Genomic DNA, 13,961 nt, shown 5'->3' on the forward strand with positions numbered 1-13,961 from the left:
GGCTACACCTCGTTCTCGGCGCGGGGCCGCATGGGGATGGAGGCGCCGATCAGGACCGGCTGTTGGCCGGCGCGGCTTTTTTCCTCCGCAGTGGCCGGGCGCATCTGGCCACGCTCGTCGGAGACGAAGGTGATGGAGTCATCCTTCTGGTCGGGCGCGTTGACGAAGGACCGGAACCGGCGCAGGCGCTCGGGGTCCTTGAGGGTGTCGGCCCATTCGTCCACGTAGGTGTCAACGTGCTTGGCCATGGCGGCTTCAAGTTCCGCGGCGATGCCCAGGGTGTCCTTGACCACCACGTCCTCGACGTGCTTGATGCCGCCGTCGAGCTCTTCCTGCCAGCGCGCGGTGCGCTGCAGGCGGTCCGCCGTGCGGATGTAGTACATGAAGTAGCGGTCGATGTACTTGAGCAGGGTTTCGTCGTCGAGGTCCTTGGCCAGGAGCTGGGCGTGGGCCGGGGTGGCACCGCCGTTGCCGCCGACGTACAGGTTCCAGCCGTCGGCCGTGGCGATCACGCCGACGTCCTTGCCGCGGGCCTCGGCGCATTCACGGGCGCAGCCGGAGACGCCCATCTTGAGCTTGTGCGGGCTGCGGAGGCCTCGGTAGCGGAGCTCGAGCTGGATGGCCATGGCCACCGAATCCTGGACACCGAAGCGGCACCAGGTGGAACCCACGCAGGACTTCACGGTGCGCAGGCTCTTGCCGTACGCCTGGCCGGATTCGAAGCCGGCGTCCACCAGCTCCTTCCAGATTTCCGGGAGCTCTTCCAGCCGGGCACCGAACATGTCAATCCGCTGGCCGCCGGTGATCTTGGTGTACAGGTTGTACTTCTCGGCCACGGCGGCGATGACGCCGAGCTTCTTGGGAGTGATTTCGCCGCCGGCGATGCGGGGGACCACCGAGTAGGTGCCGTCCTTCTGCATGTTGGCGAGGGCGCGGTCGTTGGTGTCCTGCAGGGTGCCGCGGCCGGCGTCCAGGACGTAGGCGCTGTTCTGGCTGGCCAGGATATTGGCGATGGTGGGCTTGCAGATGTCGCAGCCGGCGCCGGTGCCGTACTTGGCCATGATCTCCTCGAAGGAGGTCAGTTCCAGGACGCGGATGGCGTCGAAGAGTTCCTGGCGGGACAGCTCGATGTGCTCGCAGAGTGCCTTGGAGACCTCGACGCCGGACTTGGTGAGTTCGGTTTCCAGCAGCTTCTTGAGCATCGGCACGCAAGATCCGCAGCTGGTGCCCGCGCGGGTGCAGCCCTTGAGCTCGCCAAGCTCCTGGACAGGGGCGTTGCCGTCGCAGGCGCCGCAGCCGTTGATGGTGTCGCGGATGGTTCCGGCGGCCACGTTGTTGCAGGAACAAAGGATGGCATCGTCCGGGAGTTCGGTGTCCGGGGCGTCGCCGCCGCCGGCCGCCGTGAGGTAAGCGCCCGGTTCGGCGCTGAGTTCACGGCCGAGCAGCGGGCGCAGGCTCATGTAAGGGGATGCGTCGCCCACGAAGATGCCGCCGAGCAGGGTCTTGGCATCGTCGGTGGTGACGATCTTCTGGTAGACACCGCGGGCGGGGTCGGCATAGACGATCTCGAGGGAGTGCTCGGTCCGGGCGAACGCGTCACCGAAGCTGGCAACGTCCACGCCGGAGAGCTTGAGCTTCGTGGCGGTGTCAAAGCCCGGGAAGGTGGCTGCGCCGCCGTGGAGGCGGTCCGCGACGATCTCGGCCATGGTGTTGGCGGGGGCAACCAGACCCAGGCACATGCCCTCAAAGTTGGCCACTTCACCGATGGCCCAGATACCGGGGACTTCTGTGGCACAGAAATCGTTGATGACCACGCCGCCGCGCGCGCCCAGGCTGAACTGGGGCTCCTCGCCCTCGGCTGCGCGGAAGAGTTCGTCACGGGGCTTGACGCCGATGGCCACGATGACGAGGTCGGCGGGGATGATCCGTTCGTCTGCCATGAGGACGCCGGTGACCTGTCCGTCGTCGTCGGAAAGGACCTGCGAGGGGAACACTCCGCCGTGGACCGTAAAGCCCTTGGCTTCGATGAGGCGGCCCAGTGACTGGCCAGCGCCTTCGTCCAGCTGGGTGTTCATCAGCCACGGTGCGCCGTTGATAACCACGGGAGTCGCGCCGAGCTGTTCAGTGCCTGCAGCTGACTCAAGTCCCAGGAGCCCGCCGCCGATGGTCACGGCATTGATAGTGCGGCCCAGCTTTTCCGTGAGCTCCGCGATGGCCTTGTTGATGGCCCAGACGTCCTCAAGCGTGCGGTAAACATGCACGTGCTCGGCGCCGGGGATGGGCAGCCGCATGGCGTCGGAGCCGGTGGCAACCACCAGGTCGTCGTATTCAAAGATGCTGCCGGCAGCGGTCTCAACCGTCTTTGCCTCGGCATTGATTTTGACCACGCGCTCGCCGGTCTTCAGTGACAGGGAAGCGTGGTCCCACATCGAGGCAGAACCCAGGGTCAGGTCTACGCTGCTGTCCGTCAGTGCCTTGGAGAGCGCCACGCGGTCGTAGGGGAGGTGGGCTTCTTCCGTGAGGACCGTGACGTCCCAGCCCTCAAGGCCCCGGGTGTGCATGGCATCGGCGAAGCGGTGGGCAGCAGGGCCGCCACCGGCGACGACGATCCGGCGCGTTGCCGTCTGGCGTGAAGTCTGTTCGGTCACTGTGGGCCTTTCGCATGTGCCGCAGACGGTGTTCTGCGACTTTCTCTGACGAGGTGTCCATTCAGACTAGGTAGTCGCAGTTTCGCTTCAGTTTCCCTTATGTTTCGTAGGCTTAACTTCTGCATCACGAACGGGTTTCCGAACGGGTGAGGTCTCTTTTACGCGCCGGACACATGCACTGCACGCCTTTGAAACACCCGTTGCCTAAGTTGTTTGGTACGGCCATAGAGGTGGCCAATCAAGCACGGGGAGAGGAGCCGGACATGACGGCAACACTGGAACTTGGGGCGCTCGCCGCCGACACCGCTACCTGGCACCGGGTCTGCGCCGTGGACGAGCTTGAGCTCTCCTGGGGCGAAGCGGCACTCATTGCGGGCCGCCAGGTGGCACTCTTCCGGACTGGGCCCAGTGAGGTTTTTGCCGTGGCCCACGAAGATCCGGCCACCGGCGCCCACGTAATGGCCCGCGGCATTCTGGGCTCACGCGGCACGCGCCCCACCATCGCTTCGCCGCTGCACAAAGAGGTCTATGATCTGGAAACCGGCGAATGCTTCGGAACCGCCGCGGTGCGACTGGAAACGTTCAGCACCCGCATTTCAGACGGTTTCATCGAAGTTGGGGTTTAGCGTCCCACTAGAGTCCGAGGGCCTCGCGGACGTCGTCGAGCACATTATCTAGAACGGTCCGGGCCAACTGGCGGACTTCGGGCAGTTCGGCCGCTGACTCAACCGGGAGGATGACTTCCACGTAGCACTTGAGCTTTGGCTCGGTGCCGCTGGGCCGGATGATCACACGGGTCTGGTCCCGGGTCAGATACAGCAAACCATCAGTGGGCGGCAAGTGCTCGCTCCCGTCGGCCAGGTCCACGAAGGATTCAACAGCGGACGAACGGAACGACTCGGGCGGGCTCACGCGGAGCCGGTTCATCATGGCGTCCAGCAGGCCCACATCGGCCACCCGGATGCTCAGTTGGTCGCTGGCGTGCAGCCCGTGCTGAAGGTAGAGCTCATCCAGGGTGTCGAAGATGGTTTTTCCGTCCGCCTTGGCAGCGGCAGCCAGTTCCGCGATGAGGACAGCGGCAGAGATCCCGTCCTTGTCCCGGACCAGTTCAGGGGCAACGCAGTAGCCCAGGGCTTCCTCGTAGCCGTAGACCAGCCCGGGCACCCGGGAAATCCACTTGAACCCGGTCAGCGTTTCCGCATGCGCGTATCCTGCCGCGGCGGCGATGCGGGAGAGCAGGCGCGAGGACACGATCGAATTGGCGAAGACGCCTGCCCCTCCACCATCGCCTGCTTCGTCCGTACTGCTGGACGCTTCGTCAGTGCAGGGCGCCAGCCGGGCCACAATGTGTGCTCCCAGCAGCGCGCCCACCTCGTCGCCGCGGAGCATGCGCCACGCGCCGGTGTCAGGATCCTTGGCCGCCACTGCCGCGCGGTCCGCATCCGGATCGTTGGCCAGGACAATATCGGCGTCCACGCGGGCCGCGGTCGCCAGAGCCAGGTCCAAAGCACCTGGTTCCTCCGGATTCGGAAAGTTCACCGTGGGAAAGTCGGGATCCGGCTCCGCCTGTTCGGCCACGAGAGTGACATCGGCAAAACCGGCAGCATTCAGCACCGCCACGGCAGTTTCGCCGCCCACACCGTGCATGGGGGTCAGGACTATCCGCAGGTCACGGGACGGGAAGCGGGCCGCATCGGCGAGTGCCGCCGTCGCGCGTTCATAATCCGCCGCAACGGACGGGTCCAGCACTGTCCAGCCGCCGGCGGCAAGGGTGATGGTTTCCAGGGCGCCCACGGCGTCGATCCGCGCGGCGATCCGCGCGTCGTAGGGCGCCACGATCTGTGCTCCGCGGCCGCTGTCCTCCACGGCATGACGGCCCAGGTACACTTTGTAGCCGTTGTCCTGCGGGGGATTATGGCTGGCGGTCACCATCGCGCCGCCGTCGCAATTGAGGGCCCGCACGGCGAATGCGAGCAGCGGGGTGGGCAGCGCGGACGGCATCAGGAACGTTTCGATCCCGGCGGCCGTAAAGATGGCCGCCGTTTCCTCGGCGAAGATGTCGGAGTTGTAGCGGGCGTCATAGCCGACGACGGCGCGTGGCCGGGTCCCGGGGGCGGCCTCAGCCACCGCATCAACCAGGAAGTCGGCGAGGCCGGCGGCGGCGCGGCGCACCACCACACGGTTCATGCGGTTCGGCCCGGCGCCCAGGGCGGCGCGGAGGCCTGCGGTGCCGAACTGAAGGGTGCCGTTGAAGCTGTCGGCCAGCTCCTGTGACGCTGCGGGGGAGCCCTCCTCCGCGAGTTGCAGCAGCTCGGTGAGCTCTGCGGCCGTGGCGGGATCCGGATCTTTGGCCGCCCATTCGCGGGCCTGGCTGAACAAGGAAGCGGCATCGGAGGACGTCATGCGGTCAACGCTATCGTCATTGCTTCAGGAACTGTGCCTGAACACCCGCCTGTGACAGCGGAAACCAGCGAAATCCTTGCAGTAAATTTTCTGGACAAGTAACGTCGCGAATATGAAACTGGGGCAGGGTGTTGAGTGGGGGCTGCATAGCTGCGTCAATATGTCCTGGACCGCGCCGGGGGAGGCCGTCAGCAGCGCACGGCTGGCCGAGTTCTACAAGCTTCCCGCCGCGTACCTGAACAAGCAGCTCCAGGCGCTGGTGCGGGCCGGCATCCTGACCTCGGTGTCCGGCCCGCGGGGTGGCTTCTCGCTGGCCAGGCGTCCGGCCCGGATTTCCGTCCTTGACGTGGTCCTCGCCATTGAAGGAAATGACCATGCCTTCCGGTGCGAAGGCATCACCAAGGACGCGCCGGGCGGGAGTATGGACGCTGACTACGCCCGCACGTGCCTCATCTCCCAGACCATGCGCCACGCCGAAGTCACCTGGCGGACCGAGCTGTCCCGGCAGAGCATTGCCGGGATCGCACAGTCCATCGAGCGCCGCTTTCCCGAGGCCCGGGAGGCCACGGTCAGCCAACTTATGGGCGCCAGGTTGTGACCAGCCCATAAGCAACGCGGGGTCAGTTAGCGCCCGTTGCAAGGCCTCGGATGGACGCTAAGTGACCCCGCGTTGCGCTAAAGCCTGGCGACGATGCCAGCCAGCAGTGTGGAGATGCGCGGTCCGGCGGCCTGGCCGGACTCGATGACTTCCTGGTGGCTCAGCGGCATGGCGCTGAGGCCGGCAGCAAGGTTGGTGACCAATGAAATTCCGAACACTTCCATGCCTGCGTGACGGCCGGCGATCGCTTCCAAGGCAGTGGACATGCCCACCAGGTCCGCGCCGATCCGCTTGGCATACTGGACCTCTGCCGGCGTCTCGTAATGCGGCCCGCTGAACTGGGCATAGACGCCTTCCTCCAGCGAGGCGTCCACTTCGCGGGCGAGGGCGCGGATGCGTGAACTGTACAGGTCTGTCAGGTCAACAAACGTTGCGCCTTCCAGGGGGGAGGTGGCGGTGAGGTTGATGTGATCTTTGATGAGTACCGGGGTGCCCGGCGTCCAGTTTTCGTTGAGTCCTCCGCAGCCGTTGGTGAGGACCAGCGTTTTGCAGCCGGCTGCCGCGGCGGTGCGGATGCCATGGACCACGGCGCGGACGCCTTTGCCCTCGTAGTAGTGGGTGCGGGCGCCCAGGACCAGCGCACGTTTGCCTTCTTTGGTCAGGACGGAGCGGATGGTACCCACGTGTCCTTCCACGGCCGGGGCATGGAAGCCCGGGACGGTGTCAGCGGTCAGGGTGGCGGTGGTCTCGCCGATGAGGTCGGCGGCTTCGGCCCAGCCTGAGCCCAGGACGAGGGCGATGTCGTGGCTGTCAACTTCGGTCTCCCGGGCGATGTAGTCAGCAGCGGAGCGCGCGGCGGCGAAAGGGTCCGTGTTCTGGAAGTCTGTATTACTCACTGGTACAAGTTATCGTGCTGCTGCCGCTGTGCACAGTGGCAACAGCGGTGCTCCAGGCCGCGGCCGGCACCGTGACGGGCCACTCTTTTATTGGTTGTCCCGCGCTGATGCGGGACAATGGTTGATTGTGACTACGCACCCTGATTTCAGCTCCCCCCGGATCGCAATCCTCGGAGGTGGCCCCGGCGGATACGAAGCCGCTATGGTCGCTGCCTCGCTGGGAGCGCAGGTCACCATCATCGAACGCGCGGGCATGGGCGGCTCGGCCGTGCTAACCGACGTTGTGCCTTCCAAGACCCTGATCGCGACGGCGGACCTGATGACCCGCGTCGGTGAGGCGGGCGAGCTGGGAGTGAAGTTCGACGTCGACGGCGGCGACTTTGTGCCGGCGATGCGCGCCGACCTCAAACACATCAACGACCGCCTGCTCGGCCTTGCCCGCCAACAGTCCACCGACATCTCCAGTGGGCTGGAGCACCAGAACGTCCGCATTCTGCTCGGTTCGGGCAAGCTCCTGGACAACCACACCATTGAAGTCCTGACCGCTCGCGGTACAGAAATCGTGGAAGCTGACACCATTCTGCTGGCCGTCGGCGCGCACCCCCGTGAGCTGCCCACCGCGCGGCCGGACGGGGAACGCATCCTGAACTGGGCGCAGATCTACAACCTTGACGAGCTTCCCGAGGAACTGATTGTGGTGGGCTCCGGTGTGACGGGTGCCGAGTTTGCCTCCGCCTACAACGGCCTGGGCTCCAAAGTCACCCTGATCTCCAGCCGCGACCGGGTGCTGCCCGGCTCGGACACCGACGCCGCTGAGGTGCTGGAGGAAGTCTTCGAGCGCCGCGGTGTGCGCGTGCTGTCCCGCGCCCGTGCCGAAACCGTCGAGCGGACCGACGACGGCGTCGTGGTCACCCTCGGTGACGGATCGAAAGTCACCGGCAGCCACTGCCTGGTCTGCGTGGGTTCCATCCCAAACACCGCCGGCATCGGCCTTGAAGAGGCCGGCGTGGCCCTCACCGAGAGCGGCCACATAAAGGTCGACGGCGTCTCCCGCACCACGGCGCCGAACATCTACGCCGCGGGCGACTGCACCGGCGTGCTGGCTTTGGCCTCGGTGGCCGCAATGCAGGGCCGGATCGCGATCGCCCATTTCCTGGGCGACAGCGTGATGCCGCTCAAGCTTCACCAGGTGGCGTCCAACATCTTCACCTCTCCCGAGATCGCGAACGTGGGCGTTACCGAGGCGGAGATCCAGTCCGGCAAATACCAGGGCGACATCGTCAAACTCTCGCTCAAGAGCAATGCCCGCGCCAAAATGCGCAACCACAAGGACGGCTTCGTCAAGATCTTCGCGCGCAAGGGCTCCGGCACCGTGATCGGCGGTGTTGTGGTGGGGCCGAACGCGTCCGAGCTGATCTTCGCCATCTCCCTTGCGGTCACCCAGAAGCTCCACGTCGACGACGTAGCCAACACCTTTACGGTCTACCCGTCATTGAGCGGGTCCATCTCGGAAGCCGCGCGGCGCCTGCACGTCCACATGTAAATGACTTGGGGTAGCGTGGCGGGCATGACTACAGCTCTGGAGCGGCCACGCCGCGGAAAAATCATCGGTGGCGTTTGTGCCGCCCTGTCTGCCCGGTTCGGGGTCCCGAAGTTCCTGGTCAGGATCGGCTTTGTGATCTTTGGCCTGGTGGGGATCGGCGAGCTGGTCTACATCGCCCTGTGGATCATGATCCCCAAGGCCCCGGCCTGAAGACCGCCAGGGATCCCGGCCTCGACGCCTAAGCCAGGGCGTAGGGCGGGACCGTGCACCCGGCTGCAAACGGGATGAACCAGCCATCGAAACCCAGCTTCCCGGCGTCGATTTCCGGAAGATCGGGGCTGTCCGAGTAGAGAGCTGGACTATCCGCCTCCTCCAACAGGACTTCCTCGACCTGTGCCCGCCAGTCTTCCGGGAGATCGAGTTCATAGATGTCCTCGGTGATTTCCGCCTGATCAAGCAGGCAGCGGACGGCGAGTTCGGCTGCGAGGCATCCGGGGGCTGTCCAGCCGCGGACCAGCGATGCCGTTACATCGGAAGCCACCACGATGAACTTTTGGGTGAAGTTGGCGTCGTAGCTGGCGGCGAACCGAGGCGGCAGCGAGGACAGCACAGAGGTACCGGCGACGTCAGACGGAGTAACCGCATCCAGGGCGGTCAGGGTTCCCAGATCGCGGAAGAGCTGGTCAACGAGAACGCCCGACGAGTTCCACAGGAGTCCTGCCAGCACGAGTATCTGGCGCACAGCTGTTTTCCGGTCTTCCGGCGAGGCCGCGGCCATTTCGTCCAGGTCTTCGGGTTCGAACTGCAGCCGCTGTTCCGGCGTCATGTCATCGGGGTGCGGGTCAAGACCCAACAATTCCAGGCTCAGCCCCGTGAGTTTCCCCGCGTCGGCCAGCAGCTCTTCGGTGATGTCGTCTTCTTCGTCGGCATTCATGGCCCCGATGCTACCTGCCGCCCGCGGTCGCCCCCGATTCGCGTTACGCGGACATGTCCGGGAACCCGGAAACCAGTCATGCACGGTGCATGCCTCCTAGAGATTTCTGGTCATACGGCCGCAGCCACCCCCTTGGTGGGAGTGGCCACAACGTCTCGCTCATGCTCTCTGCGTGTACGGCAAGTGGCGAAAAGGAGGGCATGACCAACCCCTTGCTTAATCAGCACCCCTGAGGGGTCGCGGCTAGCACTATGGCCGCCAGATCGTGGCCTCGGAGACTGGCCTCTGGGTCAAATTTGTGGCGTAGGTGCAGCGCTACCCGATGTGGTTGTAGCGGGGGCGCCGCAGCATCGCCGATGAATCCACCGGGAAGGCTTGGTTATATTTGCTCACGATGTCGCGTACAACATCGATGAACCACGACGGCGCTTCGGGCGCGACCACTACTCGGTTTACAAGCTGTTTCAGGTCGACGGCAAGTAGCTTGCCCGCTGGTAGCGTCCGGTAGTCGATCACGTTTTCGTAGTCGACGTTGGGGCTGCGTTCAGACGCGGGCGGTTTGTCCGCTTGTTCCGCTGGGGTCATAGGCCGCAGTGGCGTCAGATCTAAATATTGGATTTCGACCTCCTGCTCGTGGCGAAAGCTTTCACGCTTGTAGCTGTATAGACGATTCAGTTTAAGGCGTCCAGCAGGCCAGGATTTTCGAAGTCAACATAGCGGACCTCCACCAGGTTGGACTCCTTTTGGTCTGTAAGTTCCGCGTCAGAGTCTGTTTGAAAGAGTGCCGAGCGCTATCCTCATATTTGAATCATTTCGAGGGGGGAGACACCGTTGCCGTATATAGCTGTCGCATTTGGAATCGTGATCGTCGTGCTAGTGCTCCTGGCTTCGTATTGGTATATCGTCCTGCCAATTGTGCTGGTTGCTTTGGCGGGCGTGAAGTTGCCCCGGCTGATCCGGGATATTCGTAAGAAGCGCTATTTTGCGAGCGAAGACTTTCTGGAGAGGAAGGCTGCGATCAATTCGGTCGTCGATGAGCACAATGAGATAGCTGAGTACACCTCTGAGATTCGTAGCCGCGGAACGTTTCAGCTTGGCTTAGCGGCCACGGGCGCTCACGCGCACCTGGCGTCGTTCGATAATACGAGCAATCACAACTACCGCCGCGACCGTAATGTAGCTAACTACCAGGCACAGAATGTGCATAACTGCTCACTGCAAGTTGTCCGCAATGCTAGCTCCGATCCCCTCAAGTATCTGATGAAGTACTTCAACATCAAGGCGGTCGAGGCAAACCTCTCTGATGTGGAACATCTGGGTGAGGAGGTGGCCCGACTCGAAGACGCGGTCGACAATTTACGCCAGCGCGAGACGAGTATTACAGCGTCGTTCAACCCTCCTGCGTTCATCTTGAAGCACTACGCGGACGAGTTCATGGAGCACGTCGGAATCGAACTCTCGCCCATCAGCGTTCCGTATCCTGAATATGCCTTCGAATACGTAAGCGCTGGTGGGAACAGCTCGCAGAGAACGACCGTCACCCTGAATACCGAGACGATTGACGCGCTCGTAGAGACGCTTTCGCAGAAGATCCGGTTTAGCCAAAGCGCGGCTGGCCAGCGAGCACTTATGACTGCGAAGCTCCGCCAGTTCATCAAGACGAGAGACCGCCACACTTGCCGATACTGCTCAGTGTCGCTCGCTGCGGAGCCCCATCTTCTTCTTGAAGTGGACCACGTTGTTCCTGTCTCGAAGGGCGGGATGTCAACGCCGGAGAATCTGCAAGCCCTATGTTGGCGATGCAACAGGACCAAATCGAACAAAGTCGCGCCCGTTTGAGAAGTCACGACGCGCCAAACCGGATTAGCAACGGCTCCGGAAGGCCGAACACTCTTCACACACAATCTTAAGGGCTACTATCCTGGCGATGGTCGATCTTGAACGTCTGGCGTCGCGTTTCCGGACCGGGCCGCGTAGAGCCCACAGATAACTCACTGAGGTTCTCTGCTTTGCCAGCTTGTGTGTCGTTAGCCCTGTCACTGGATACCCGCAAGCGCAGCGCTCTGTCCTAGCATGCAGGGATGACGCAACTACTCTGGCGCAGACACACCGAATGGCCGCTACTCGCAGTCGCAATCTTGTTCCTCGCCGCATACTCCGCCCAGGTCATCATGGAACTACCGCCGCAACAGGATGACCTCCTCGAACGGGTCATCTGGGCAACTTGGGGGCTCTTCGGGATCGATTATCTGGTCAACCTTACCCTTGCAAGGAACAGATCACGCTGGTTTTTCCGCAATATCCACGAGCTGGTCATCCTAGTCCTGCCGGTGCTTCGACCACTGCGGCTGCTGCGACTGGTCACCCTGTTGAAGGTTCTGCACCGGACAGCGGGACACTCTCTCCGAGGACGGGTGTTGACATATGTCCTTGGCGCCGCCGTGCTCGTGAGCTACGTCGGCGCGGTCGCGATCCTCGATGCCGAGAGGGGTGCCGAAGGATCGAACATCAACGACTTCGGGGACGCCCTCTGGTGGGCTGTAGTTAGCATCACCACCGTGGGCTATGGCGATCATTTCCCGGTCACCCTGGCTGGAAGACTGGTTGCGGTCGGGCTCCTGCTCGGCGGCATCGCGGTACTGGGTGTTATTACCGCGGCCGTAGCTTCATGGCTCGTGGAAGCCGTCTCCATCAAGGTGACCGAAGAAACGGAGGTTACGGAAGACTCCCTTCGCCGCGAAGTGGCTAGCCTGACCGAGCAGGTCCGAGAACTTATAAACCGGCTCGACCCGAGCCTAGTCAAACAGGGCGACCAACAGGGCCCGGTAAGTGTCACATCTCCACAACCCCACGCCCCCGGCCTCGCGCAGGATTGAAGTAAGCAGTCTGAAGTATTCTCAAACGCAACTCAGTTTCAACGTGCGGGCCGCTTGCTCCTAATAGCCGGGCCGGTGCCCCAGCCAGGATCAGCCAGCGCTGAGGTAACTCTTTACACTCATTCGCAGCGTGTCGGCGTGATCGTAAATTTCCTCAAGACTGCTAATCGGAATTCGAGTTTCGGTCTTGTTTTCATCGAACACGCCGAGGTATTTCTGTACACGGTTGAAGTGCAACCGCGCAATGGGCTTACGGTTATTGTCGTCAAGTAACACGGCAAAGTAAGATTTAGCATCACGCTGTACTACTCGCCCGGGCTTCACGTCACCGCACACTATAGCGCGAACTATGTGGTACCCCTCTAGCTCCTCCAAAGTCGTTTCGATTCCAGTCTCCATGAGGTCGTCCTCCACCGCCTGCGCGCTGGTGACTGTGGTGGCAATTATCGGGTCGTTGGCCATCGGGAAATTCGGTGATCCCAGAGCAGTTTTGAGGCGCTCATTTACCTGATCGTTTAGAAACTGTTTTGCAGCCTTTGTAACCAGCCCGGTGAACTGCTCACGGACCTTCTGCGTATAGGGACCGTCGTAAACCTTGGAAGTCCAAAACTTGATCCAGTCGTTTTCAGGCGCCTTGAACTCCGAGGCAATCGCGCGCTTGATGGCGCCGATGTACTTCAATTCCCCAGCGGCACTGATTATGGAGTCGAGGTCGAAGACTTCCTTTGATAGCTTAATCAGTTCCGGGATCAGCGTCTCGTCAACGTCATTGAGATCCAGAACTAAGAACGGCTTCGCATCCATGCGATTAGGCGCGTCAAGATCTGTGAAGAACTGATAAACTTCGCCGTTAGTAAGGATGGCGATGCGGGCATTTGTTACAGCAAAGTAGCGGTACAACTGGGAGGCGTGCTCTATCTTGAGCGACTCCTTCGACTTCTTGCACTCCACCAAGATTTGCACGGTACCTCCATGCATGATGGCATAATCAATCTTCTCGCCCTTTTTCACGCCGACATCCGCCGTGAACTCCGGGACAACCTCTAGCGGGTTAAATACGTCGTATCCCAAAATAGTCGAAATGAACGGCATTACAAAGGCATTTTTTGTAGCCTCTTCCGTTTCAATTTGGGCGCGTTGCTGTCGCACCTTCGCGGCTAGCGCGGTCAATCGTTCTGCAAACTCCATAGCTTTCCCCCTACTAAAGGCCTAGAGGCCCATATTAGCGGCCCTCGTCGGTCACCGGGGCAGCCGTGAACCCGAGCGTCGTAAACCTGTGGCCTCCTCCCCCCAATTGGTTGATGGCAACCACAGGAGGAGGGAATGAACGGAGGGCCTCCGAGAAGCATCGGCAGAACTGGTGGCACGCCCGAGACTGAATAGCCATGTCATAACCGACTCATCGTCGGGCTACTAATATTGCCGGAAGCGTATCGAATCCCGGAGGCGCAGGATGGTTCCAGTTCTTGTCATCGTTAGACTTAGCCTGGTCCAGCAGGCCTGACGACTCCGGCCGCTATGATAAATTTCTTGGGCACACTAGGGGCAAACATAACTGCAGCATTCATCCCCATTTCAAAAATCATGACTGTCTTGGACAAACTCTAGCCGCACGGGCCGTTCCTCGGCCCAAGAAGGCGCGCGTTGCAGACGCATGTTGTGCCGCGCCCCAGCCCTCAATTCCCCCTGTTCGCGACTGGGCGGGCAAGCGGCACAACTCACGACGTCTCTCCTGATTTCACGGACTTGAAACTGTCAGAAGTCCTGGTCGTCCCTAGGGTGAGGACCAGCAGCGATGGCGCTGCGTAAGGCCGATCGTGTTGCGGTGAGGGCTTCTCGGTATGGGCTTCCGTCTGCCTTCTCAATATTTAGAGGAGGCAACAGATGTTGGATGATTCGGTCCTCGAAATCGAGGGCGTGCTTGTCATCCGCTAACTGCACGCTGGTAAACAACAGGTGATTGCTCATCCACGCCGTGAGGCGCTTTTCAGCTGTCCGGTCCAGCTTTATACCCCCTCTCGAATCGAAGCGCCAGGAAGCAGATGAAGCTCAATGGCCAGAAT

At 62.1% G+C, this 13,961-nt stretch carries 13 protein-coding genes; 6 read left to right on the plus strand and 7 right to left on the minus strand.

From position 1 onward, the window contains the following. Nucleotides 1-2: 2 nt before the first annotated feature. On the minus strand, nucleotides 3-2,648 hold the full coding sequence (gene nirB / locus ACQCS0_RS06825; RefSeq protein ID WP_354153879.1) for a nitrite reductase large subunit NirB: 2,646 nt from the start codon (nucleotides 2,646-2,648) through the stop codon (nucleotides 3-5). Nucleotides 2,649-2,911: 263 nt separating this feature from the next. Between nirB and nirD the strand changes: the two genes are divergently transcribed. After that, nucleotides 2,912-3,274, plus strand: coding sequence for a nitrite reductase small subunit NirD (gene nirD, locus ACQCS0_RS06830; protein WP_354153878.1), 363 nt, complete (start codon nucleotides 2,912-2,914; stop codon nucleotides 3,272-3,274). Between the two features lie 7 nt (nucleotides 3,275-3,281). Here nirD and ACQCS0_RS06835 read toward each other — a convergent pair whose 3' ends face one another. Beyond that, complete coding sequence (locus ACQCS0_RS06835) at nucleotides 3,282-5,051, minus strand: phospho-sugar mutase (RefSeq protein ID WP_354153877.1); 1,770 nt, start codon at nucleotides 5,049-5,051, stop codon at nucleotides 3,282-3,284. Nucleotides 5,052-5,163: 112 nt separating this feature from the next. Here ACQCS0_RS06835 and ACQCS0_RS06840 point away from each other — a divergent pair, with 112 nt between their 5' ends. Next, nucleotides 5,164-5,649 (plus strand): Rrf2 family transcriptional regulator, encoded by a 486-nt coding sequence (locus ACQCS0_RS06840; RefSeq protein WP_354153876.1) that lies wholly within the window; start codon nucleotides 5,164-5,166, stop codon nucleotides 5,647-5,649. Between the two features lie 77 nt (nucleotides 5,650-5,726). Here ACQCS0_RS06840 and ACQCS0_RS06845 read toward each other — a convergent pair whose 3' ends face one another. Further along, on the minus strand, nucleotides 5,727-6,545 hold the full coding sequence (locus tag ACQCS0_RS06845; RefSeq protein ID WP_354153875.1) for a purine-nucleoside phosphorylase: 819 nt from the start codon (nucleotides 6,543-6,545) through the stop codon (nucleotides 5,727-5,729). A 94-nt stretch (nucleotides 6,546-6,639) separates the two neighbouring features. Here ACQCS0_RS06845 and ACQCS0_RS06850 point away from each other — a divergent pair, with 94 nt between their 5' ends. Together ACQCS0_RS06850 and ACQCS0_RS06855 are read left to right on the plus strand one after the other, a co-directional pair. After that, nucleotides 6,640-8,088, plus strand: a complete 1,449-nt coding sequence (locus tag ACQCS0_RS06850; protein WP_354153874.1) for an NAD(P)H-quinone dehydrogenase — start codon at nucleotides 6,640-6,642, stop codon at nucleotides 8,086-8,088. Nucleotides 8,089-8,112: 24 nt separating this feature from the next. After that, nucleotides 8,113-8,298: a PspC domain-containing protein gene (locus ACQCS0_RS06855; protein ID WP_354153873.1), complete on the plus strand. Its 186-nt coding sequence runs from the start codon at nucleotides 8,113-8,115 to the stop codon at nucleotides 8,296-8,298. A gap of 28 nt (nucleotides 8,299-8,326) precedes the next feature. On the opposite strand, the gene ACQCS0_RS06860 is transcribed toward ACQCS0_RS06855, so the two are convergent. Together ACQCS0_RS06860 and ACQCS0_RS06865 are read right to left on the minus strand one after the other, a co-directional pair. Beyond that, a complete protein-coding gene (locus ACQCS0_RS06860; RefSeq protein WP_354153872.1) occupies nucleotides 8,327-9,022 on the minus strand; it encodes a hypothetical protein in 696 nt (231 codons plus the stop codon). A 315-nt stretch (nucleotides 9,023-9,337) separates the two neighbouring features. Next, nucleotides 9,338-9,607, minus strand: coding sequence for a hypothetical protein (locus ACQCS0_RS06865; RefSeq protein WP_354153871.1), 270 nt, complete (start codon nucleotides 9,605-9,607; stop codon nucleotides 9,338-9,340). Between the two features lie 276 nt (nucleotides 9,608-9,883). Between ACQCS0_RS06865 and ACQCS0_RS06870 the strand changes: the two genes are divergently transcribed. Continuing rightward, on the plus strand, nucleotides 9,884-10,861 hold the full coding sequence (locus tag ACQCS0_RS06870) for an HNH endonuclease signature motif containing protein (protein ID WP_354153870.1): 978 nt from the start codon (nucleotides 9,884-9,886) through the stop codon (nucleotides 10,859-10,861). A gap of 242 nt (nucleotides 10,862-11,103) precedes the next feature. After that, on the plus strand, nucleotides 11,104-11,898 hold the full coding sequence (locus ACQCS0_RS06875) for a potassium channel family protein (protein WP_354153869.1): 795 nt from the start codon (nucleotides 11,104-11,106) through the stop codon (nucleotides 11,896-11,898). 90 nt (nucleotides 11,899-11,988) lie between these two features. Here the strand turns inward: ACQCS0_RS06875 and ACQCS0_RS06880 are convergent, their stop codons facing one another. Continuing rightward, nucleotides 11,989-13,086: a type I restriction endonuclease gene (locus ACQCS0_RS06880; protein WP_354153868.1), complete on the minus strand. Its 1,098-nt coding sequence runs from the start codon at nucleotides 13,084-13,086 to the stop codon at nucleotides 11,989-11,991. A gap of 567 nt (nucleotides 13,087-13,653) precedes the next feature. Continuing rightward, on the minus strand, nucleotides 13,654-13,908 hold the full coding sequence (locus ACQCS0_RS06885) for a GIY-YIG nuclease family protein (protein ID WP_354154201.1): 255 nt from the start codon (nucleotides 13,906-13,908) through the stop codon (nucleotides 13,654-13,656). Nucleotides 13,909-13,961 lie beyond the last annotated feature (53 nt).

Origin of the sequence: Pseudarthrobacter sp. S6 (assembly GCF_050156575.1) — a bacterium.
Taxonomy (GTDB): Bacteria; Actinomycetota; Actinomycetes; order Actinomycetales; family Micrococcaceae; genus Arthrobacter.